The sequence below is a fragment of the Salinicoccus kekensis genome, from assembly GCF_900220995.1.
Classification (GTDB): domain Bacteria; phylum Bacillota; class Bacilli; order Staphylococcales; family Salinicoccaceae; genus Lacicoccus; species Lacicoccus kekensis.
Genome location: NZ_OBQF01000001.1, coordinates 124,824 through 147,229, shown reverse-complemented (window position 1 = coordinate 147,229; position 22,406 = coordinate 124,824). Strand labels below are relative to the sequence as shown.

General features: G+C 50.7%; 20 protein-coding genes. 3 read left to right on the top strand and 17 right to left on the bottom strand.

Annotated elements, in window-relative coordinates:
• Positions 1 to 6 precede the first annotated feature (6 nt).
• Together CRN96_RS00660 and CRN96_RS00655 are read left to right on the top strand one after the other, a co-directional pair.
• On the top strand, positions 7 to 615 hold the full coding sequence (locus tag CRN96_RS00660; RefSeq protein WP_097038112.1) for a YktB family protein: 609 nt from the start codon (positions 7 to 9) through the stop codon (positions 613 to 615).
• A complete protein-coding gene (locus CRN96_RS00655; RefSeq protein WP_097038110.1) occupies positions 615 to 1,511 on the top strand; it encodes a nuclease-related domain-containing protein in 897 nt (298 codons plus the stop codon). Before CRN96_RS00660 ends, CRN96_RS00655 begins: the two co-directional genes overlap by 1 nt.
• 490 nt (positions 1,512 to 2,001) lie before the next feature.
• On the opposite strand, the gene ilvA is transcribed toward CRN96_RS00655, so the two are convergent.
• From ilvA to CRN96_RS00570, 17 genes are all read right to left on the bottom strand, one after another.
• Positions 2,002 to 2,964: a threonine ammonia-lyase gene (gene ilvA / locus CRN96_RS00650; protein WP_097038108.1), complete on the bottom strand. Its 963-nt coding sequence runs from the start codon at positions 2,962 to 2,964 to the stop codon at positions 2,002 to 2,004.
• 44 nt (positions 2,965 to 3,008) lie between these two features.
• On the bottom strand, positions 3,009 to 3,605 hold the full coding sequence (gene leuD, locus CRN96_RS00645; protein WP_097038107.1) for a 3-isopropylmalate dehydratase small subunit: 597 nt from the start codon (positions 3,603 to 3,605) through the stop codon (positions 3,009 to 3,011).
• Between the two features lie 15 nt (positions 3,606 to 3,620).
• Positions 3,621 to 5,036 carry a 3-isopropylmalate dehydratase large subunit gene (gene leuC / locus CRN96_RS00640; protein WP_097038105.1) on the bottom strand — a complete coding sequence of 472 codons (1,416 nt, stop codon included), beginning with the start codon at positions 5,034 to 5,036 and terminating at the stop codon, positions 3,621 to 3,623.
• Positions 5,037 to 5,061: 25 nt separating this feature from the next.
• A complete protein-coding gene (gene leuB, locus CRN96_RS00635; RefSeq protein WP_097038103.1) occupies positions 5,062 to 6,129 on the bottom strand; it encodes a 3-isopropylmalate dehydrogenase in 1,068 nt (355 codons plus the stop codon).
• Between the two features lie 18 nt (positions 6,130 to 6,147).
• A complete protein-coding gene (locus tag CRN96_RS00630; RefSeq protein WP_097038101.1) occupies positions 6,148 to 7,692 on the bottom strand; it encodes a 2-isopropylmalate synthase in 1,545 nt (514 codons plus the stop codon).
• 22 nt (positions 7,693 to 7,714) lie between these two features.
• Positions 7,715 to 8,716: a ketol-acid reductoisomerase gene (ilvC, locus tag CRN96_RS00625; RefSeq protein WP_097038099.1), complete on the bottom strand. Its 1,002-nt coding sequence runs from the start codon at positions 8,714 to 8,716 to the stop codon at positions 7,715 to 7,717.
• A 30-nt stretch (positions 8,717 to 8,746) separates the two neighbouring features.
• Positions 8,747 to 9,265, bottom strand: coding sequence for an acetolactate synthase small subunit (ilvN, locus tag CRN96_RS00620; RefSeq protein WP_097038098.1), 519 nt, complete (start codon positions 9,263 to 9,265; stop codon positions 8,747 to 8,749).
• The gene (gene ilvB, locus CRN96_RS00615; protein WP_097038095.1) at positions 9,253 to 10,998 is read right to left on the bottom strand and encodes a biosynthetic-type acetolactate synthase large subunit; all 1,746 of its coding nucleotides are present in this window, start codon (positions 10,996 to 10,998) and stop codon (positions 9,253 to 9,255) included. Before ilvB ends, ilvN begins: the two co-directional genes overlap by 13 nt.
• Positions 10,999 to 11,671: 673 nt before the next feature.
• Positions 11,672 to 13,381: a dihydroxy-acid dehydratase gene (gene ilvD, locus CRN96_RS00610; protein WP_097038094.1), complete on the bottom strand. Its 1,710-nt coding sequence runs from the start codon at positions 13,379 to 13,381 to the stop codon at positions 11,672 to 11,674.
• A 16-nt stretch (positions 13,382 to 13,397) separates the two neighbouring features.
• Positions 13,398 to 14,381: a bile acid:sodium symporter family protein gene (locus CRN96_RS00605; protein WP_097038092.1), complete on the bottom strand. Its 984-nt coding sequence runs from the start codon at positions 14,379 to 14,381 to the stop codon at positions 13,398 to 13,400.
• Between the two features lie 242 nt (positions 14,382 to 14,623).
• Positions 14,624 to 15,604, bottom strand: coding sequence for a DUF4064 domain-containing protein (locus CRN96_RS00600; protein WP_097038091.1), 981 nt, complete (start codon positions 15,602 to 15,604; stop codon positions 14,624 to 14,626).
• A gap of 130 nt (positions 15,605 to 15,734) precedes the next feature.
• Positions 15,735 to 16,010 carry a UPF0223 family protein gene (locus CRN96_RS00595; RefSeq protein WP_097038089.1) on the bottom strand — a complete coding sequence of 92 codons (276 nt, stop codon included), beginning with the start codon at positions 16,008 to 16,010 and terminating at the stop codon, positions 15,735 to 15,737.
• A gap of 61 nt (positions 16,011 to 16,071) precedes the next feature.
• A complete protein-coding gene (gene lpdA / locus CRN96_RS00590; protein ID WP_097038087.1) occupies positions 16,072 to 17,478 on the bottom strand; it encodes a dihydrolipoyl dehydrogenase in 1,407 nt (468 codons plus the stop codon).
• A 5-nt stretch (positions 17,479 to 17,483) separates the two neighbouring features.
• A complete protein-coding gene (locus tag CRN96_RS00585) occupies positions 17,484 to 18,824 on the bottom strand; it encodes a dihydrolipoamide acetyltransferase family protein (RefSeq protein ID WP_097038085.1) in 1,341 nt (446 codons plus the stop codon).
• A 30-nt stretch (positions 18,825 to 18,854) separates the two neighbouring features.
• Entirely contained in the window at positions 18,855 to 19,832 is a 978-nt protein-coding gene (locus CRN96_RS00580; protein ID WP_097038083.1) for an alpha-ketoacid dehydrogenase subunit beta, read from the bottom strand.
• A 3-nt stretch (positions 19,833 to 19,835) separates the two neighbouring features.
• Entirely contained in the window at positions 19,836 to 20,942 is a 1,107-nt protein-coding gene (gene pdhA / locus CRN96_RS00575) for a pyruvate dehydrogenase (acetyl-transferring) E1 component subunit alpha (protein ID WP_097038081.1), read from the bottom strand.
• A gap of 176 nt (positions 20,943 to 21,118) precedes the next feature.
• Positions 21,119 to 21,748 (bottom strand): YkyA family protein, encoded by a 630-nt coding sequence (locus CRN96_RS00570; protein ID WP_097038079.1) that lies wholly within the window; start codon positions 21,746 to 21,748, stop codon positions 21,119 to 21,121.
• A gap of 106 nt (positions 21,749 to 21,854) precedes the next feature.
• Between CRN96_RS00570 and def the strand changes: the two genes are divergently transcribed.
• Positions 21,855 to 22,406: a peptide deformylase gene (gene def / locus CRN96_RS00565; RefSeq protein WP_097038078.1), complete on the top strand. Its 552-nt coding sequence runs from the start codon at positions 21,855 to 21,857 to the stop codon at positions 22,404 to 22,406.

Genomic DNA, 22,406 nt, shown 5'->3' with positions numbered 1-22,406 from the left:
ATATACATGACAAAATACAGGTTTACTCAAAAAGATTTCGACATATTCAAGATCGACGGCCTCGCGCCCCGCATGGAGGCACTGAAGGCAAATCCACGCGTGAAATTATATAACCTCGGCGACCATTTTTCCGGGTTCCTGACGGATCTGACGGGGGAGGAGCAGTTTGCGCATGTCGCGATGCATGCCCGCCGCAAAGTGAACCCGCCCGATGACACATGGGTCGCCTTCTCGGCCAATAAGCGCGGCTATAAGATGATGCCGCACTTCCAGATCGGCCTGTGGGGGGATCATGCATTCTGCATGTACGGCGTGATTTACGAATCGCCTGATAAAAAGAACATGGCGGAAAAGTGGCTCCGTGAATCCGATATGTTCCGGGAACTGCCGCAGCACTATTCCATCTCACTCGATCATATGAAACCTGAAAAACCTCAATTGTCCGAGATCTCGGATGAAGAATTGGAGGCCGGACTGGTCCGCCTCCGTGATGTGAAGAAAGGTGAATTCCTCGTCGGCAAAGTCTACCGTCCGGGGGATGCGGAACTCGAATCTGATGAAGTCTTCGTCGATGATCTGGAAAAAGTGATGACCGACCTCGTCAAATTCTATTGATGAGGAAGAAAAGCCTGAAGCATGTCCAGCTTGAGATTTTGAACAGACGCACCGTATTGAGTGCCCGGGACAGGAAAGACCTCCTGAGATACCAGCTGGGCTACACCGGGGAACTGCAGTTTGATGGAATTGTGGAGGCACTCGGGGTGCCGATTGTACACCTCAAGGATTACAGGTTCAGGCTTGATGCTGCCGCGGATGACAGGAAAACCGCCGCCGGTCCGTCTGAAGTCCAGATCGATAACATCATCATCGCCGGCGACCAATTATATACATTCGAAATAAAGAACTACCAGTACGATATCGAATACACGGCGGACCGGTCATGGCGGTTTGTCGGCGGTAAGGAAATCGTCAACCCGCTGAACCAGGTCGACAACCACCGGAATGTCCTGGCAGAAATGATGCGTGAATTCAATATGCACTTCAATATGACCAATAACATCGTCTTCATCCATCCGGAACAGACAATCTACAGTCTGCCGAACCATCAGAACATATACGTCCGCACCAACATGATGAAGCGGCTGAAGTATGTGCTGCAGCCAAACCAGTATGATTACCCCCGCTTCATTGAAATGCTCGATTCAAGGCGTGTGGTCAAATCCGCCTATGATGCAGATGCAAACGTCACCTTCGAAGAACTCGCCGGCGGAGTGTTCTGCCCGGATTGTGAGCACGTGCCCCTGCAGCGGGTGCATCGTGGAAAATTCATGTGTAAATCCTGCTCACATGACTACACTACAGTTGAAGTATTAAAGCAGTTAGTTGAAGAATTACGCACACTCAATTCATCCTGGCAATTATCATCAAGCAAGTTAGCTGAATACAGCGGTCATACTTGCAGCAGTGCAACAATAAGGCGTTATAGACAAAAAAATTTGATTGACTACTGAGGTATTATTTAAAATAGCTGCTCATTCGTTATGATTTTCATAAACGGATGAGCAGTTTTTATTTCTGCCTGCTTATTCGAGCTTGTTTATTGGGCTGAGTAAGCAGATCCTCTTCATGCCTGTTCATTCAGTTCCATTTTTTGATGCGAGTAAGCAGATTCTTCTCGTCCCTGCTCATTCAAGCCGATTTTCAGAGCCGAGTAAGCAGATTCTCTTCATATCTGCTCATTCAGCTCCATTTTTTGATACGAGTGAGCAGATTCTTCTCGTTCCTGCTCATTCAAGCCGATTTTCAGAGCCGAGTAAGCAGATTCTCTTCATATCTGCTCATTCAAGTCTATTTTTTGAGTTGAATAAGCAGATTCCATGCACATCTGCTCATTCAGGCCGACTTCCTTAGCTAACTAAACAGCCATCTCCCCCTCACACCTCCACAAACCAAAAAGACGCGCCCGGTCTCCCGGACGCGCCATTAGCTTTAACTTTGTTTTCAATGCCGATTCTTCACGAGCTCACGGTTATCCAGGCCCGCTTCAACACGGAGTTCTTTTGCCAGACTCTGTATGTCCGGCATTCTTGAGATGTCGATATTGCCGCCGCTGACGACAATGCCTGTTTTTTTAGAATCGATCGTGTCATGATGGTTGAGCAGGCAGGCAAGTGCTGCTGCACCTGCGCCTTCCACCAAAGTTTTGCTTCTTTCAAGGAAATAGATCATCGCATCAGCGATTTCCGGCTCCGATACGCAAATTACATCGTCTACATACTTATTGATTATAGGCAATGTCAACTGACCTGGCTCTTTGACTGCTATTCCTTCTGCGATGGTCGTAACGCTTTTCAATCGTTCAACCAATCCATCGTGGTAGGCTTTGAAAGTTGATGGCGCCCTTTCGGCCTGTACACCGATCACCCGTATGCATGGGTTGATCGTTTTTGCAGCGACTGCTATGCCGCTGATCAGGCCACCGCCGCCGATCGGAACAATCAGTGTATCGAGATCCGGCTGTTGAGCCAGCATTTCAAATGCTATCGTCCCTTGACCTGCCATAATGTCATAGTCATCAAAAGGATGGACGTAAGTCGCACCGGTCTTTTTCTGGTGCTCAAGCGATGCGTCATACGCCTCCTGGAAACTTTCCCCGGTCAAAATGACATTCGCGCCGTATCCCCTCGTCGCCTCCACTTTATTGGTCGGAGTAGACTCCGCCATGAATATTGTGGCTTCGGCACCGAGTTTCGCGGCAGCAAGCGCCACGCCCTGTGCGTGGTTTCCGGCTGAAGCCGTCAGCACTCCTTTTGACAACTCTGAAGCAGATAGTTTCATCAACTTATAACTTGCGCCCCTGAATTTGAACGCGCCCGTCTTCTGTTGATTTTCCATTTTGAAATAAACTTCTCTGTCTGTACGTAAGTCCGTAGTATTCGATGTGACTAAAGGCGTATTGTGGATTGTTGATTCAAGATGCCTCCAGGCATCCTGAACTAATCCACCGGTTAAGAAATCCCCATGCGACCACCACTCTCCTCATATTGTTTGATTTTGTCTTCAAGCTGCAATGTCAGTGAAATGTCATCCCATCCGTTGATGAGTTTTTCTTTATGGTATGACGGGATGTCAAATTTATATACTCCGCTGTCAGAAGTCACCGTCTGTTCGACGAGGTCGACTGCCAGCATGAAGTCTCCACTTCGGGCTTTTTCCTGCCATTCCTTCACTTTCTCTTCTTCAGCTTCAATGACGATGATGCCATTTTTGAAAGCATTGCTGTAGAAGATGTCGGCGAAGCTTGGTGCAATGATGACTTTGAAACCGAAATCAAGCAGTGCCCACGGCGCATGCTCCCTGGAAGATCCGCAGCCGAAGTTCTCGCCTGCAACCAGGATTGACGCACCTTCGTATTTCGGGCTGTCGAGGTCGAAATTATCCCTCGGATTGCCATCGTCATCAAAACGCCAGTTATGGAATACATATTCACCAAAGCCTGTGCGTTCGATCCTTTTCAAAAACTGCTTTGGAATGATCTGGTCGGTATCCACATTATCTCTATCGAGAGGATAAACAGTACCGGTGTGTTTTTCAATTGCTTCCATTATTGATATCCTCCTTTAAGAAATCTGCGGTTCTTTACCGTATTCACGGACATCCACGAACCTGCCTTCAATCGCTGCAGCTGCAGCCATCTCAGGGCTTACAAGATGCGTCATGGCGCCGTTGCCCTGGCGGCCTTCGAAGTTACGGTTTGAAGTTGATGCACAGCGGCCGCCGGCCGGTATGACATCATCGTTCATTCCGAGGCAGGCACTGCAGCCTGCATCCCGCCATTCGAAGCCTGCAGATTTGAACACTTTATCGAGCCCAAGCTCCTCAGCTTCCATCTTCACAAGGAATGAGCCGGGTACGACGATCGCCTTGATGCCGTCTTTGACTTTCTTCCCGTCGATGATTTCCGCTGCTCGCTGCAGGTCACGCACCCTCGAGTTCGTACATGACCCGATGAACACATGGTCGATCTCAATCGATGTGATCGGCTGGTTTTCTTCAAGGTTCATATAGGTCAGCGCACGGCCGATTTCATCCTTGTTCTCCACGGACTCAAGTGATGGTGTCGTGCCGCTGATCGGAACGACCATGCCCGGGTTCGTGCCCCATGACACCTGCGGTTCGATTTCTGTAGCATCGATTTCTATCGTTTTATCATACTCTGCACCTTCATCCGTTGCAAGCGCAAGCCACTCCTCAGCCAGTGCATTGAATTCCGCTTCGTCTTTTGGAACGTAGCGGCGGCCGGTGAGGAAATCCACCGTCTTCTGATCCGGTGATATCAGGCCTGCCCTTGCACCGCCTTCGATGGACATGTTGCAGACCGTCATGCGGCCTTCCATCGTCAGATCACGTACAGCTTCACCCGTGTATTCCACGACATAACCCGTACCGAACTTCACGCCGAATTTTCCGATGATCGCAAGGATCAGGTCCTTTGCGGTCACTCCGGCACCAAGCGGGCCGTTGACTTTGACGTTCATCGTCTTCGGACGGTCGCCGTACAGAGTCTGTGTGGCAAGAACATGCTCCACTTCACTCGTCCCGATGCCGAATGCAAGCGCACCGAATGCACCATGGGTGGAAGTGTGGCTGTCCCCGCAGACGATCGTCTTGCCCGGCTGCGTCAGACCAAGCTGCGGCCCGATGACGTGGACGATGCCCTGATCCGGATGGAACATATCGGCAAGTTTCACGCCGAAATCCTTACAGTTCTTCTTCAGCGCATCCATCTGTTTCGCCGAAATTTCATCTTTGACGTTTTCACGGTCCTTCGTCGGTACGTTGTGGTCCATCGTTGCAAAAGTGAGGTCCGGCCGCCGGACTTTCCGGCCTGTCAGCCTTAAACCTTCAAATGCCTGAGGAGAAGTGACTTCGTGAACTAAATGCTGATCGATGTATATTAAATCCGGCTGTCCCTCTTCTCTATGAACAACATGTTTTTCCCAGATTTTATCAATAATAGTTTTTTTCTCAGCCATTCCTCAATCAACTCTCTTATTCTTATTATTTAATGTAACTCATTACGGCTTCCACCATCTCTTCAGTGCCGACCTTACGGCCGCCTTCAAAGTCGAGGTCCGATGTATGGATGCCGTCTTTCAGCGCATTGTCCACTGCAGCTTCGACCGCTTCCGCCTCTTCACTCAAATGGAATGAATATTTGAGCATCATCGCAGCGGATAAGATCATGGCCAGGGGATTCACGATGTTCTGCCCGGCAATATCCGGGGCCGAACCGTGCACCGGCTCATACAGCCCGAAGCCTTCACCGTTCAGGCTTGCCGATGGCAGGAGGCCGATCGATCCCGTAATGACCGATGCTTCATCACTCAATATATCGCCGAAGAGGTTTTCGGTGACGACGACATCGAAATGCGCCGGGTTGGTGATGAGCTTCATCGCCGTGGAATCGACGAGCGCGTGCTCGACTTTCACTTCAGGGTGCTCGGCACTTTTGGCATCCACGATTTCACGCCACATGCGGCTTGATTCAAGGACGTTTGCCTTGTCCACCGAAGTGAGCCTGCCCCCGCGCAGCTTCGCCGCCTGGAAGCCGTATTCGACAATGCGTTCTATCTCTTCTTTAGTGTATACGAGGGTGTCGACGACGGAATTGCCGCCGTCCCGCCGTTCACTCGGCCGCCCGAAGTACAGTCCCCCCGTCAGTTCCCGGACGAATAAAATATCCGTACCGCCGACGATGGTTTCCTTCAGTGGTGAAGCGGGTATCAGCTTATCGAAGACTTTGATGGGTCTTAAGTTAGCGAACAGCCCGAGTTCCTTGCGGATTTTCAGGAGTCCCTGTTCCGGCCTCAAAGTTTTATCAATCGTATCCCATTTGGGACCGCCGACTGCACCGAGCAGGACCGCATCTGCGTTCTTTGCCCGCTCGAGTGTTTCGTCATCGAGGGGTGTGCCGGCTGCATCATATGCGGCGCCCCCGATGAGGCCCTCTTCAAATGTGAATTCATGATTGAAATCTTCGGCGATCTTTTCAAGGACCGCTTTGGCACCAGTCATTATTTCAGGGCCGACGCCGTCACCCGGAAGGGTCAGTATATGTTTTTTCATGGATGGCACTCCTTTTGGTCATCTGCTGACCGAGACTGATTTTTCCTCTGTGTTCTTGATCAGGTAACGGTTCACTGCGTTGATGTAGGCATTTGCAGAAGCCTCGATCACGTCCTGTGCAGTGCCGCGCCCGTTCATCACCTGGCCGTCCACTTTCAGCTGTACATGTGCTTCAGCAAGCGCATCTTTGCCGCGTCCGACGGAATTCAGCTGATAATCGATCAGGTTCAGTTCCATATCGATCAGGCTCTTTATCGTGCCGTAAAGTGCATCGACGCTGCCGCTCCCCGTCGTCGTGTTGGAGACGGTCTCGCCTGCCGGCGTACGGAGTGAAACTTCACTTTCGGTGCCGTTTTCTGGCCCGTAATTCACCTGGAAGTTCTCCATCTTGTACATAGGAATATCTGTGTCCTCGGTTTTTATTTCCATTAATATCGTGTATATGTCATCTTCAGTGACTTCTTTCTTCTGGTCCGTCAGAAGTTTGAACCGCTTGAATGCTGCCGTTATGTCATCCTCACTCAGTTCGAGTTTGAACTCCGCCACTTTGTCCTTGAATGCGTGACGGCCGGAGTGTTTTCCGAGGAACAGGGTGTTCTCGGACACACCGACGAGTTCAGGTGTGATGATTTCATAGGTTTCGGCATTTTTCAGCACGCCGTCCTGATGGATGCCGGATTCATGCGCGTAGGCATTCCGTCCGATCACCGCTTTGTTCGCCTGGATGTACATGCCCGTCAGCTTGCTGACGATGTCGCTTGTACGTTTGATTTCCTTCAGCACGAGTGATGTCTGGTAAGGATAGAAGTCTTTCCGGATTTCAAGGGCGACGGCGATTTCTTCAAGTGCAGCGTTTCCTGCACGTTCGCCGATGCCGTTCACTGCGCATTCAACCTGGGTTGCGCCGTTTTCGACGGCGGCCATGGAGTTCGCGACCGCCATGCCGAGGTCGTCATGGCAGTGGCAGGATAGATTGACATTTTTGATGTTCGGCACTCTCTCGCTGATCGTTTTGAACATCCGGCCGTATTCATGGGGCGTGGTGAAGCCGACTGTATCCGGGAGGTTGATCACCGTGGCACCGGCATCGATCACCTGCTCGATCAGCCTGCACAGGAAATCTATATCGGAACGCGTCGCATCCTCAGCTGAAAATTCCACTTCCGGGAACCTCTCCTTGGCATATTTCACCATCTCGACGGATTTCTTCAAGACTTCTTCTTCAGTCATCTTCAGTTTATATTCCATATGGATGGGTGAAGTCGCCAAAAAGATATGGATCCTCGGTCTTTCAGTGTTCTTCAAAGCTTCGTATGCCCGGTCGATATCTTTTTTATGGGTCCGTGCAAGCGCCGTCACCGATGCATTCTTAACAGTCTCGGCAATCAGCTTCACCGCTTCGAAGTCACCTTCGGAAGCTGCAGGGAAACCCGCTTCAATAATATCCACACCGAGGCGCTCGAGCTGTTTGGCAATCTCCAGTTTTTCACTCTTATTCAGATTCACCCCGGGCGATTGTTCACCATCCCTCAGTGTAGTATCAAAAATTTGAATATCAGCCATTGCCAATCATCCTTCCTTACTATTATTTGTTCACTGCTTCCCCTACGAACGGCATTAATTCCCTAAGGTCCTTGCCGACCTGTGTGATCGGGTGGTTGTACTCCTGGTTATTGATCGCATTGTATCTTGGACGGCCCGCCTGGTTTTCAAGCACCCAGTCTTTTGCGAAGCTTCCGTCCTGGATTTCAGTCAGGATTTCCTTCATGCGCGCTTTAGTGTCGTCGTTGACCACCCTCGGTCCGCTGACGAAGTCACCCCACTGCGCTGTATCGGAAATCGAGTAGCGCATGTTTTCAAGGCCGCCTTCATACATCAGGTCGACGATCAGTTTCAATTCGTGCAGACATTCGAAGTATGCCACTTCAGGCTGGTAGCCTGCATCTGTCAGCGTTTCGAACCCTGCCTTCACGAGTGAAGTCATGCCGCCGCATAATACTGCCTGCTCACCGAACAGGTCGGTTTCAGTCTCTTCCTGGAACGATGTCTGCAGGATGCCTGCCCTGCCTGCACCGATGCCGCCTGCATAAGCCATCGCCACCTGTGTCGCATTTCCTGTAACATCCTGATAGATTCCGTACAGTGCCGGAACGCCCGCTTCTTCCTGGTAAGTCCTGCGTACAAGGTGCCCCGGTCCTTTCGGTGCAACGAGGAATACATCGACGTCTTCCCTCGGTACGATCTGGCTGAAGTGGATGTTGAAACCATGTGCGAAAGCGAGTGCACTGTTCGGCTTCATGTTATCTTTTATGCTTTCATTGTAGACTTTCGCCTGATGTTCGTCGGGAAGTAAAATCATCGTGACATCCGCATCTTTAACTGCGTCCGCTACCGCTTTGACTTCGAAGCCGTCCTCTTGTGCCTTATCAAAGGATTTACCTTTTCTTAGACCGATGATGACTTCATAGCCTGATTCTCTCAAGTTCTGTGCGTGGGCGTGGCCCTGCGAACCGTAACCAATGATGGCGATTTTTTTTCCGTTCAATACTGCTTGGTCAAGATCTTTGTCATAAAATACTTTAGTCATAATAATTTTCTCCCTTTCATTCCTGTGAATTTATACTATTAATGTTTGGTAATCTGAAATTTGTTTGCTCTGTGTGCCTCTGGTGAATGCTGTGATGCCTGTGCGTGAAAGTTCCTTGATGCCGTAAGGTGTGAGGAGGTCAATGAGCGCCTCCACCTTATCCGGCTTGCCGGTCACTTCCACAATCAGGGAATTCTTTGAAATATCGAGTATCCTTGCACGGAAGGGCTCCACGATGCCGCTTATTTCGGAACGGCTCTGCGGTGTCGCCACCACTTTGATGAGGCATAACTCCCTGGCCACTTTGTTGTGGTGGGTGATGTCGTTCACTTTCAGGACGTCGATCTGCTTATGAAGCTGCTTCGTCAGCTGCTCCACTTTGCGCTCTTCTTCGACCTCCACCACGAAAGTGATCTTGGAGATGCCCTCCTGTTCCGTCCCGCCTACTGTGATACTTTCAATATTGAAGCCGCGTCTTGACAGTAGCCCGGTCACACGGTTCAGAACCCCGCTGGAGTTCTGGACCGTTGCCGTAATTATTCTTCGCATGGTTTCACTCCTATCATTTCATGGTTCCCCTTGCCCGGTGCCACCATCGGGAATACAAGGTCCAGTTTGACGATGCGCGCATCGATCAGGGCAGGGCCGTCATGCTCGAATGCTTTCTTCAATGTTTCCCTGACTTTGCTTTCTTCTGTCACCTGGAAAGTTTCTGCACCGAAAGCTTCTCCAAGTTTCACGAAGTCCGGGTTGTTGTCGAGGAGTGACTCGGAATAGCGTTCTTCATAGAACTTCTCCTGCCACTGCCTGACCATGCCAAGCGCCTCGTTGTTGACGATGACCACTTTGACCGGCAGGTTGTAATGCTTCAGTGTCTGCATTTCCTGCATCGTCATCTGGAATCCGCCGTCACCGACGATCGCCACCACGGTATCATCCCTGCTGCCGAGCTGTGCGCCGATGGCTGCCGGCAGGCCGAAGCCCATTGTGCCGAGGCCTCCGCTTGTGACGAACCGGTTGGCTGCGTCGAATTTATAGAACTGCGCCGCCCACATCTGGTGCTGGCCGACATCCGTCGTGACGATTGCCCGGCCTTCGGTTTCTTCATATATTTGTTCGATCAGCCACTGAGGTGATATCAAATCATCGCTGCGTTCGTACCAGAATGGTGCATCGTTTTTATTTTCCATTACTTGCTCATACCACTCGGAATGGTCTTCGCAGTCCACTTCCGTTTTGTTCATGCGTTTCAGTGCTTCTTTGGCATCCCCAACCACAGGGATGTGTGTTTCGATGTTCTTGCCGATCTCGGCCGGGTCGATGTCGATATGGGCCACTCTCGCATTTGGTGCGAAGTGCTGTATCGCACCCGTCAGCCTGTCGTCGAACCGTGCGCCGATGTTGATCAAGAGGTCCGCTTCGTATATCGCCATATTCGCTGCATATGAACCATGCATGCCTGCCATCCCGAGGGACTGTTCGTGCGTGCCTGGGAATGTTCCGAGGCCGAGCAGTGTCGTAGTGACGGGTATTCTGTACTTTTCAGCGAACTCGAGCAGATCTTCGGAAGCTTTTGCGAACTGCACACCTGCACCCGATAGGATGACCGGTTTTTTCGCTGTACGCATCGCATCCATCAGACGCTTGATCTGCAACGGATTCGGGTTGATCGTCGGCTGATATCCCGGAAGATGAAAGTCTGTTTCAAAAGTTTCCGTGACGATTTCCTGTGAGATGTTCTTTGGAACATCGATCACCACCGGGCCTGGTCTGCCTGTAGTGGCGATATGGAATGCTTCCCTTACGATCCTTGGTAGATCTTTGACATCCGTCACCTGGTAATTGTACTTTGTGATCGGCGTGGTCAGACCGATGAGGTCCGCCTCCTGGAACGCATCAGTACCGATGACGGCTGTGGACACCTGTCCTGTGAATATGACGATTGGAAGTGAATCCATCATCGCATCCGTGATGCCCGTGATCAGGTTTGTCGCACCCGGTCCGCTCGTCGCAATCACGACGCCCGGTTTCCCGGTGGTCCGCGCATATCCTTCAGCTGCGTGTATCAAACCTTGTTCATGTCTGCATAAAATGTGATTGAATGATGCATCGCTCTTGTGGAGTGCATCATAAATGGGCAGTACAGCACCCCCAGGATAGCCGAATACTGTATCCACATTTTGATTATCCAACGCCTCAATCAAGACATCGGCACCTGTCATAAAATCCTCTTCAACTCTGCTATTCAACTGCGCCTCTTTTATTGCCAGTTCTGTCTTCATTGATAAGACCTCCTCATTTCATTCAATCACTTTTACTAAAATAAAAAACTCTTTTCCACCCACTGCTACAAAGTAACAATGGGGAGAAAAGAGCTCACTCACGGTACCACCCATTTTTGCCGGCACCTCACGGTACCGGCCTTATGGACTGCATGATAAGAGGGGTAAATGTTAATAAGGAGTTAATTTTATGGCGGTCATTCCATTTAATTTATCACTTACCATGCAGTCCGTTAATAACGGGTGGGACGCACCCGGCTGATCCTAATAAGTATGAACCTTTCAGAACAGCACTCAGGGATGAGCATAAAGTTTATATTGATCTGGGCTTTCAGCCGGGTCCCATTCTCTTTAAATCAATACGGCAAACTTTAAATTCCCTTCAAAGCTTTGTAGATTATTCGATTTGAATTAATCTGATATTTCTGTGATATGATGTTGAGAGTTATATTACAGCCTTTTCGCGTAAAAATCAACCTTTTCACAAAGTTTTTTTTAAATTGTCTAAATCTTTTGTATTTGAAAACGATTACAACCTTGATGTGATGCATTGTTCGGTTTTTTAAAGTTTTTTAAAGTTTTTTCATGGATATATAAGGGTTTGAAATAAAAATATACACACAGCATATAAAAAACCCGGACGATTAACATCGCCCGGGTCTTTTGATCATGTTCATCTTTGGTTGATGTCATCCCTGTTCAGGAAATCCGTCACCGCACCGAGTGAGGAGTGGGAGACGATATGTGCATACTTTCCGAGCACGCCTTTCTTATAAAGCGGCGGCAGTTCGAGTTTGTCCGCACGTGCCTTCATTTCTTCAGGTGAGACATTCATCGTGATATTCTTCATATCCTGGTCGATCGTCACAAGGTCGCCTGTCTTGACGAGTGCAACCGGGCCGCCTTCCTGCGCTTCAGGCGCAATATGGCCGACGACGAGGCCGCGTGTGCCGCCTGAGAATCTGCCGTCCGTGAGCAGTGCGACGTCTTCGCCGAGACCTTTTCCTGAAATCAGGCTGGACAACGACAGCATCTCGGGCATGCCCGGGCCGCCTTTCGGTCCGACATAACGCACGATGACGACATCGCCCTTTTCGATTTCATTGGCCATCACTGCATCAATCGCCTCCTGCTCCGTGTCGAACACTTTGGCAGGACCTTCATGACGGCGCACCTTGACACCCGATACTTTCGCGACTGCGCCTAATGGTGCAAGGTTCCCTTTAAGCACGATCAGAGGACCATCCGCACGCTTCGGCTTCTCGAGCGGCAGGATGACATCCTGTCCTTCTTTCAGTGGTTCAACTTCTTCGAGGTTTTCAGCAATCGTCTTGCCGGTCACCGTCAGACAGTCGCCGTGGATCAGGTCGTTTTCATACAGATACTTCATTACGCCCTGCACACCGCCGACATTGTAAAGATCCTGGAAGACATACTTGCCGCTCGGCTTCAGATCCGCCAGATGCGGCACTTTTTCCTGCATGACGTTGAAGTCATCGATGCTCAGTTCCACTTCAGCCGCATGTGCGATGGCAAGCAGATGAAGGATTGCGTTCGTGGAACCGCCGAGGGCGTATACGACCGTGATCGCATTTTCAAACGCTTCTTTCGTCAGGATGTCTTTTGGATATATGTCTTTTTCAAGGAGGTTCAAAACGGCTTTGCCCGCTTCATATACATCCTGCTCCTTGTCTTTGGACGCAGCAGGGTTCGAAGATGATCCCGGCAGGCTCATGCCCATAGCTTCCAGGGCTGCAGCCATGGTGTTTGCCGTGTACATGCCGCCGCAGCCGCCCGGTCCCGGACAGCCGTTGCATTCGATTGCCTTCAATTCCTCATCATCGATCTCCCCGTTGTTCCATTTGCCGACACCTTCGAAGACACTGACGAGGTCGATGTCCTCGCCGTCATGTCTGCCCGGTGCGATCGTTCCGCCGTAGACGAATACGGCAGGGACGTTGAGGTTTGCCATTGCGATGGCACAGCCCGGCATGTTTTTATCACAGCCGCCGATCGCGACAAGTGCATCAAGGTTCTGTCCGCCGACCATCGTTTCGATCGAATCCGCGATGATGTCCCTTGAAGGCAGTGAAAAACGCATACCCTGCGTGCCCATTGCGATGCCGTCCGCGACAGTGATTGTATTGAACTGGATCGGTACACCGCCTGAGGTGCTGACACCCTCTTTTGCGAACTGCGCCAGATCATTCAGGTGGATGTTGCACGGCGTCGTTTCCGCCCAGTTGCTTGCCACGCCGATCTGCGGCATCTGGAATTTCTCGTCGGTGAAGCCGACCGCCCTGAGCATCGCACGGTTCGGTGCCTTGACGTTGCTTTCTGTGTAAACTTTACTGTTGATTCTGAGATCTTTTTTCTCTGACATGAATTCTCCCGCCTTTTTAAGTGATTATTTCTTCTGTCTGTCCTGTTTCTTTTTGTGCATCTGTACCTTCTTCATCATTCTTGATTTTACTCATCCAGTTTGCGACGAGTGACCCTGATATGTTGTGCCATACCGAGAAAATCGCACCCGGAACTGCTGCGATCGGTGAAAAATGCGCGGTCGCAAGCGTCGCCGCAAGCCCTGAGTTCTGCATGCCCACTTCGATGGAGACCGCTTTCTGGTCCTGTACTTTGAAGTTCAGCACTTTGCCGAGCAGGAAGCCTGCAGCATAACCGAGCAGGTTATGCAGGATGACGACTGCAAATATCAGCAGTCCGGTCTCGATGATGTTCTGGACGTTCGTCGAGACGACGGCTGCAATTACACCGATTATACCAATAACCGACACCAATGGTAAAACACCCACCACTTTTTCCACGCGTTCACCGAGCAGATAGTTGACGAATATGCCCAGTACGACCGGTATCAATACGATCTGCACTATGGAGATGAACATCGCCATGAACGACACCGGCAGCAGTGCACTCGCAAGGAGCAGTGTCAGCATCGGCGTGATGACCGGTGCAAGCAGTGTGGAGATGGATGTCGCCGCAATGGAGACTGCGACGTTGCCTTTGGCAAGGAAAGTCATGACGTTGGATGACGTCCCGCCCGGTGTACACCCGACCAGTATCACACCGATCGCGATTTCTGCCGGCAGCTGGAATGCCCATACCAGTAATATCGAGATGAGCGGCATGATCGTATACTGCGCGAGCACAGTCACAAGGACCGGCTTCGGCGCCTTGACGACCTGCTTGAAGTCACTGAGCTTCAAAGTGAGTCCCATGCCGAACATGATGATTCCAAGCAGTATCGAAATGTACGGCGCGATCCAGGTGAACCCTTCCGGTAAAACAAACGCGAGAACCGCAAAGACGAGTGCCCATACCGCGAAAGTGCTGCCCACGAACTGGCTGAAACGAATTAATGCATTCATAACTGAAGACCCCATTCTATGTATATTCATTTAATAGCACTTATGATAACAAATTTTCAGGGAAGACAATAGCCTTATTTTTTAATTTTTAGAATCTTTCCATCTTTCCAACGGTCGGAGCAGTCATATGGAGTCTGATTTCATCGTATTGGTACCGATTACAAATCATGCAGACTTTTTTGTAACTAATTGCACTGATTGGGCGGCAAATAAAAAAAGCCCGCACATGGCGGGCTCATTCATCATCTGTAATCATCATTGTTGCGGCGGTCCACGTTCTGGCGGCGCTCTGTCGCTGCGTCCTTTTCATAGCCGTAGTCCTTATCACGTCCGGAACGGCTGCGGTCATCATCGACGGCGATGCCGTGCGTGCGCTTATATTCCTCTTCAGTCACAGGTTCCACCGTGCTTTCGGAATCGATGTTGCCGTCCACGAAGCGGTCGTTCTCCTTCGTCTCCGTGTAATGGTCGCCTTCGCTTATCTTGTTGAACTGGCGGGTTTCCTCAATGTCGCTCCGACGGTCACTCCTGTTGTCGTCCCTGTAGTCGCGGTCGGTCCGGACATCATCTCTGTCCCTGCCCCTGCTGCGGTCGGTTTCATATTCACGCTCGCGTTCATACTCCTGGTGGCGCGCATAATCGCTCTGTTTTCCGCGGTCATCAAGATCACGGTCGTATCTTACAGGTCCCGCGTTCGGGTCTTCAGAGCGGTCCCTTATCCCGCCGCGTCCTTCATCAAGCGGCTCCAGGTCATCGCTTGTGATCACTTCATCCTTCCTGACGAATAAAAGGATCGCTGCAATGATGAAGAATAACGGTATAAGTCCTGTAATCACACCCAGTACAAGCGGTGCTGACAACAGCCCGGCAAGCAGCAGGAGGAATCCTGCTAAAATGCGGCGTCTCATGGTCAACAGCCCGAACAGGCCGAGTATCAGCGGCAGTGCCAGGTACAGTGCGAACATCCAGAAGCTGTTCAGGATCCCGATCATCATCTGGGACATTTCTTCTGCGCTCACACCGTCAAGATTCTGCATTTCTATCTGTTCCTGGGCGATCATGTTGATTTCATCAAGGAATGCCTGATCGTTCACCGTCACCAGTGAGAAAAATAACAGGAATCCTGCGATGATAAGTAATCCGATCCATGCCAGCCAACCGAATATCTTTTCTGCAATACGGCTCACCGGCCGTACAGTCTGTGTGTATTCTCGTCTAGCCATAGCGACCTCCTGTAAATATGTCTTTTAAAATCACTTCTTTAAACCATTACCCGTGATAATATAATTTAATCACAAATGTTCTGCATTATATATTTTAAACCGCAGATATCAAATGCGCAATCCGCAGCAGTCACGCCCTGATGATATCCTGGTCGCCGGCGTCTTTCAGCTGTCTGACCAGGGTGTAGGACTCGAGGCCGCTCTGCTCCTTGAATTCCCTGAAAAGCGTCTTCTCCCCGCTCTTCGAAGGTACGACCTCCTTGAAGGCCCTGTAGCGCCGTTTAAGTTCCGCCGCTGCAATCCCTTCATCATGGCCGTATTCCACCGCTTCGAAAAATTCAACGACTTTGACGACTTCATCCGTCGTCCAGTCGGTATCCAACGGATAACTGTATTCCTGTGCCATCTTCAATCACCTCATAAAAATCAAAAATAAAAGGCGTCATAAAGACGCCTTGAACTTTACATTACATGGAGTGGATCGGTCTGCCCAGTGCAACTTCAGCCGCTTCCATAGGGATCTCACCTAAAGTCGGGTGTGCATGGATCGTCAGAGCGATATCTTCCAGAGTGATACCAGTCTCGACGGCAAGTCCGAGTTCTGCGATGATGTCGGAAGCACCGTCACCTGCGATCTGCGCACCAAGTACGAGGCCGTCTTCTTTACGTGCAACGACTTTTACGAAACCGTCTGATTTGTTCAGACCGAGTGCACGTCCGTTTGCACCGAATGGGAACTGGCCTGTGACGACTTCATAGCCCTCTTCCTTGGCATCCGCTTCGTTGAATCCGACCGTCGCCAGTTCAGGCTCGGTGAAGCATACTGCCGGCATGCCGATGTAGTCGACTTCAGACTTCTCGCCTGCAATCGCTTCAGCGGCGATCTTGCCTTCGTAGCTTGCTTTGTGTGCAAGCGGAAGACCTTCAACGATATCACCGATCGCGTAGATGTTGTCGATGGAAGTCCTTGACTGCTTATCGACTTCGATCAGCCCGCGGTCCGTCTTTTTGATGCCGAGCTCTTCAAGGCCGATTTCTTCAGTGTTCGGTTTACGGCCGACAGTGACGAGCACGTAGTCCGCTTCGACTTCGTGTGTTTCACCTTTGGCTTCATAAGTGACCTTCACACCGTTTTCAGTTTCTTCAGCAGATTTCGCCATCGCCTGAGTGACGATTTTAGCACCTTTTTTCTTGAGGTTACGTTTGACGAGCGCAGTCATGCGCTTTTCAAATCCGCCGAGGATGTCTTTTTGGCCTTCGAGGATCGTCACTTCAGTGCCGAAGTTCGCATAAGCCGTGCCGAGTTCCGTACCGATGTAGCCGCCGCCGATGACGATCAGCTTCTCAGGTTTCTCTTGAAGGTCAAGTGCACCTGTTGAATCGATGATGCGCTCGCCGAACTTGAAGCCTGGGATTTCAATCGGACGTGAACCTGTCGCGATGATTGCATTTTTGAACTTGTAAGTCTGGGACTGCTTATCGTCCATGACTTTCATCGTGTTGTTGTCGACGAAGTAAGCTTCACCTTTGACCATGTCGACTTTGTTGCCTTTCAGAAGACCTTCGACACCGCCGACAAGTTTGTCGACGACACTTTGCTTGAAGGACTGCACTTTGGAGAAATCAAGGCTGACATTTTCAACTTTGATGCCCATCTCCTCGGAATTCTGCGCTTCCTGGAAACGGTGTGAGGATGAGATGACTGCTTTCGACGGAATACATCCGACGTTCAGGCATACGCCTCCCCATGCGTTCTTCTCGACGATCGTCACTTTCTGTCCCAACTGTGCTGCACGTATTGCCGCAACATAACCTCCAGGACCTGCACCAACTACAACTGTATCTGTTTCAATAGGAAAATCTCCAACTACCATTCCAATTATCCCTCCATCAGTAATAATTCCGGATTATTCAATAATCTCTTGATATGATTTAAAGCAGTTTGAGCTTTCATGCCATCAACCTGTCTATGGTCATAGCTCAATGATAACGCAAGAACACGTGCCGGTACAACCTGACCGTCCCTGACGATCGCTTTTTCCTCGATGCGCCCGATTCCAAGGATTGCCACTTCAGGCTGGTTGATGACCGGGGTGAAGTGGGCTCCGCCTGCAGAACCGAGGTTTGAGATCGACATTGAGCCGCCCTTCATCTCGTCGCCGGACAATTTGCCGTCGCGGGCTTTTTCAGCAAGCTGGTTGATTTCATCCGAGATTTCGAACATCGACTTCTTGTCGGCATCTTTGATGACCGGGACGACGAGGCCACGCTCGGTGTCCGCTGCGATGCCGATGTTGTAGTAGTGCTTCTGGATGACCTCCATTGATTCGCTGTCGATGGAAGTGTTCAGTTCCGGGAATTTCTTCAGTGCCGATACCACCGCTTTGACCACATAAGGGAGGAAAGTGAGTTTGACACCCTGCTCTGCAGCGATCTCCTTGAATTTCTTGCGGTGATCCCACAGTTCATCTACTACGACTTCATCAAGATGCGTCACGTGAGGTGAAGTCTGTTTGGAATTCACCATGGCTTTGGCGATCGCTTTCCTCATGCCGGACATTTTCTCCCGTGTTTCAAGGGATTCGTCCGCTGAAGCGGCTGCTGCTTGTGCCTCTTCCTGTGGTGCCTCTTCGGAAGCCGCTTCTTCTCCGGATTCTGCCGGCGCATCGCCGCTCTTGAATGCTTCGATATCTTCCTTCGTCACACGGCCGTTTTTACCCGAACCGCTCACCTGGCTGATATCGATGCCTTCTTCACGGGCAAACTTCCGCACCGACGGCATCGCGATCACACGGCCGCCTGAAGGTTCTTCTTCTTTTCCATCTTCCTGCTCTTCGGAATCGTCCCCGCCTTCTGCTTCCGGCTCGGCTTCTTCCTTTTTGGAGTCGTCTTTCTTTTCTTCCTCTTCAGAACTTTCTTCTTTGGCGCTTTTTTCTTTGGAGCTTTCTTCTTCTGATGCTTCGGACTCGCCGCTGTCTTCGGAACCGTCATCGATCGTCACGATGACAGTGCCCACGGTCGTCACTTCACCTTCTTCAATATGAAGCTTTTTGATCGTGCCGTCAACCGGTGACGGTATTTCGACAAGTGCTTTATCGTTCTGGATTTCAGCGAGTACGTCGTCTTCTTTGATTTCATCGCCTTCGGCGACCATCCACTTCGCTATCTCACCTTCGTGGATGCCCTCGCCGATATCAGGCAGTTTAAATTCAAAAGCCACTGTAACTCCTCCTTTTTGAATGTGTTTATATTAGAAATTATACACTTCTTTGGCAGTTTCAATGATATCGTCCTTGTTCGGCAGCCATACTTCCTCCGCCTGTGTGAAAGGATAGACCGTATCCGGTGCCGTCACCCGCTTGATCGGTGACTCGAGGCTTAGAATCACGCGTTCGGACAGTTCGGCTGCAACGTTCGCTGCAATTCCGGCCTGGCGCTGTGCTTCCTGCACGACCACCGCGCGGTTCGTCTTTTCAACCGATTCGACCAGGGTGTCATAATCCACAGGGGACACCGTACGGAGGTCGATCACCTCTGCGGAGATCCCATCCTCTTCAAGCGCTTCTGCAGCCTTCAGGGATTCCTGCACCATCGCACCATATGCGATCAGGGTGATGTCCGTGCCTTCCCGCTTCACTTTCGCCTTGCCGATTTCAACCGTATAATCCTCTTCCGGCACTTCTTCACGGAAGGAGCGGTACAGTTTCATATGCTCAAGGAAGACCACCGGATCATCCGAACGTATCGCTGAGATCAGGAGACCTTTCGCATCTGCAGGGTTGGAAGGGATGACCACTTTCAAGCCCGGCGTCTGTGCCATCAGGCCTTCCAGTGAATCCGCGTGCATTTCAGGCGTGTGGACGCCGCCGCCGAATGGTGCACGGATGACGACCGGTGTCGGTTTTGATGCACCTGAACGGTAGCGGTGCCTTGCGATCTGACCTGCAACCCCGTCCATCGCCTCGAATACGAATCCGAAGAACTGGATTTCCATGACGGGACGGTACCCTTCCAGCGTCAGGCCGAGGCCCATCGATACGAGGGCACTTTCGGCAAGCGGCGTATCGAATACGCGTTCTTCGCCGAATTCTTTCTGCAGGCCTTCAGTCGCACGGAAGACACCGCCGTTGACGCCGACGTCCTCACCGAAGACAAGGACATTTTCATCATTTTTAAGTTCAGTGGCCATCGCTTCTGTGATCGCCTGAATCATCGTCTTTTCAGCCATTATCTATTTCGACTCCTTTTCTTTGTAGACTTCGTACTGTTCTTCAAGATTTTGCGGCATCTCGTCATACATGATCTCCATCAGCTGGGTGACAGTCTGTTTACCTGTCGCATCCGCCTCTTTGATCGCTTTTTTGACATCCTCTTTCGCCTGCTCCATTACCTCGTTCTCTTTCTCTTCGCTCCAGAGGTCCTTTGATTCAAGGAACTTGCGGAAGCGGACGAGCGGGTCCTTCTTCTCCCATTCGGAGTCCTCATCGGATGTACGGTAGCGTGTCGGGTCGTCCCCGGCCATCGTATGCGGACCGTAACGGTAGCAGAGCATTTCGATCAGCGTCGGGCCTTCACCGTCCACGGCGCGGTCCCTCGCGTCTTTCGTCACTTTATATACAGCAAGCGGGTCCATGCCGTCGACGAGCACACCCGGTATGCCGACTGAAACTGATTTCTGCGCCAGTGTTTTGGCATTCGTCTGCAGGTCGCGCGGGGTGGAGATTGCATAATGGTTGTTCTGGATGACGAAGATCGCCGGCGCGAGATAAGCGCTTGCAAAGTTGATGCCTTCATAGAAGTCACCCTGTGAAGATCCGCCGTCGCCCGTATAAGTGATGGCCACGGATTTCTTGCCGCGTTTCTTCAGTCCGAGTGCGACGCCTGCCGTCTGCACGAACTGCGCCCCGATGATGATCTGCGGGCTTAAAGCGTTTACACCTTCCGGGAACTGGTTCCCTTTGAAGTGGCCGCGTGAGAACAGGAAAGCCTGTGTCAACGGAAGGCCGTGCCAGATCAGCTGCGGTACATCCCTGTAGCCCGGGAGGATGTAGTCCTCTTTTTCAAGGGCGTACTGGCTTGCGATCTGTGATGCTTCCTGACCGGCAGTCGGTGCATAGAAGCCGAGGCGGCCCTGTCTGTTCAGCGAGATTGAACGCTGATCCAGGACACGTGTCCAGACCATGCGCCTCATCAGCTCGACGAGTTCATCGTTCGATAAGTCGGGCATGTCCTCCTTGTTCACTATTTCCCCTTTTTCGTCCAGAATCTGGTACATTTCAAATTTTTCTTCGATCTCTTCCAATGTTTTTACAGGATCGAATCCTTTTTTAGATGCCATTGAATGTTCACCGAACCTTTCACAATTTAGTGGTTATTCACTAACCATTTATATAAGATTTTATCACACCCTGTTATAACAGTAAATTAAGCGGATGTGAAACAGATTGATACAAACATTGATGCAAAGCGCTTACAAAGTCAGAACAGAAAAATCTGTTATATGACACGGGCATTTTATTCCGCAAAGATGCTGTAAACTTCATTCTTTACTTCATTTAGCCTTTCCGTGGCCGTCGCAAACTCGTCCTGGGTTTCTGTAAGCGCTTCATATTCTTCGTTCAGGGTGTTGATGCGGTCGTCGATGGTGTCCTGGCTCAACTCTTCGGACTGCAGGTGTTCAAACAGCCCCATCTCCTTATCCAGCACCCTCCCGAACACATTCATCAGGTCGTCGTGCACATCATAGCGTTCATCGGCTGCGGTGATCAGCCCCTCGGCATGCTGGCGGTATTCTTCGTTATCGATGTCCTCGATACCTTCCGCCGCTTCAGCCGCTTTCTCCTCAGACTCCGCCATGACCGCCTCTTCAGCCCTGATCAGTTCGAGACGTTCTTCGGTATTCGTTTCAAGTGCCTCGCCCATATCCGTCAATTCACTGCGTTCCGCCGTCGATAAGTTGTCCTGAATCTGTCCCCGCTCATTTTCGAGTGCATTGTAGTCACTGCTGATGTCACGGATCTCCTCTTCAATTTCAAGCGTTTCCTGGAAATCAGTATAGAAGTCTTCCAGTTCATCCATTTCACTGCTGCATGCGCCAAGTATAAAGATCAAACCTGCGATCATGGAGCCGGCAATCTTCCTCATTAAAAATCCCCCACATTATCCATTTTAAATAGTCACCAGATGTTATCTATCATGTCCATTTATAGTATACTATAAATATTCCTACACAAAAACAGGAGGGTTTACCGTGTTAACAATGAAAGACATCGTACGTGATCCGGATCCGGTCTTAAGGAAGAAGGCCTCTGAGATTACTGATATAGACGAAGAAACCATTTCACAGCTGGAAGAAATGAGGGAATACCTCATCAACTCCCAAAATCCGGAGACCGCGGAGAAGTACGGTCTGCGACCGGGCGTCGGCATCGCCGCACCCCAGATCGGCCTCGATAAGAGGATGCTCGCCATTTATGTGGAGAATGAAGAAGGCGAAGCGGAATACGATTATATGCTGATCAACCCGAAAGTGAAGAGCCATTCGGTGACCGAGACATACCTGCCGGGCGGCGAGGGGTGCTTGAGCATCGATGAGGAATATGAGGGGCTCGTCCACCGGTACCAGCGGGTGCGCATCACAGCGACGACGATCGACGGGAAACCGATCGAGATCAAGGCGAAAGGGTATCTTGCTGTCATACTCCAGCATGAACTCGACCATCTCGACGGCATATTATTCTATGACCACATCGACAAGGATTTCCCGAACGATCCGAAAATCGGCGCAAAACCATTGGAATAA

Coding starts and splice junctions, on each gene's coding strand:
- CRN96_RS00660 (WP_097038112.1), top strand. CDS start 7: ATGACAAAATACAGGTTTACTCAAAAAGATTTCGACATATTCAAGATC.
- CRN96_RS00655 (WP_097038110.1), top strand. CDS start 615: ATGAGGAAGAAAAGCCTGAAGCATGTCCAGCTTGAGATTTTGAACAGA.
- leuD (WP_097038107.1), bottom strand. CDS start 3,605: ATGGAAGCAATTGAAAAACACACCGGTACTGTTTATCCTCTCGATAGA.
- leuC (WP_097038105.1), bottom strand. CDS start 5,036: ATGGCTGAGAAAAAAACTATTATTGATAAAATCTGGGAAAAACATGTT.
- leuB (WP_097038103.1), bottom strand. CDS start 6,129: ATGAAAAAACATATACTGACCCTTCCGGGTGACGGCGTCGGCCCTGAA.
- CRN96_RS00630 (WP_097038101.1), bottom strand. CDS start 7,692: ATGGCTGATATTCAAATTTTTGATACTACACTGAGGGATGGTGAACAA.
- ilvC (WP_097038099.1), bottom strand. CDS start 8,716: ATGACTAAAGTATTTTATGACAAAGATCTTGACCAAGCAGTATTGAAC.
- ilvN (WP_097038098.1), bottom strand. CDS start 9,265: ATGCGAAGAATAATTACGGCAACGGTCCAGAACTCCAGCGGGGTTCTG.
- ilvB (WP_097038095.1), bottom strand. CDS start 10,998: ATGAAGACAGAACTGGCAATAAAAGAGGCGCAGTTGAATAGCAGAGTT.
- ilvD (WP_097038094.1), bottom strand. CDS start 13,381: ATGTCAGAGAAAAAAGATCTCAGAATCAACAGTAAAGTTTACACAGAA.
- CRN96_RS00605 (WP_097038092.1), bottom strand. CDS start 14,381: ATGAATGCATTAATTCGTTTCAGCCAGTTCGTGGGCAGCACTTTCGCG.
- CRN96_RS00600 (WP_097038091.1), bottom strand. CDS start 15,604: ATGGCTAGACGAGAATACACACAGACTGTACGGCCGGTGAGCCGTATT.
- CRN96_RS00595 (WP_097038089.1), bottom strand. CDS start 16,010: ATGGCACAGGAATACAGTTATCCGTTGGATACCGACTGGACGACGGAT.
- lpdA (WP_097038087.1), bottom strand. CDS start 17,478: ATGGTAGTTGGAGATTTTCCTATTGAAACAGATACAGTTGTAGTTGGT.
- CRN96_RS00580 (WP_097038083.1), bottom strand. CDS start 19,832: ATGGCTGAAAAGACGATGATTCAGGCGATCACAGAAGCGATGGCCACT.
- pdhA (WP_097038081.1), bottom strand. CDS start 20,942: ATGGCATCTAAAAAAGGATTCGATCCTGTAAAAACATTGGAAGAGATC.
- CRN96_RS00570 (WP_097038079.1), bottom strand. CDS start 21,748: ATGAGGAAGATTGCCGGCTCCATGATCGCAGGTTTGATCTTTATACTT.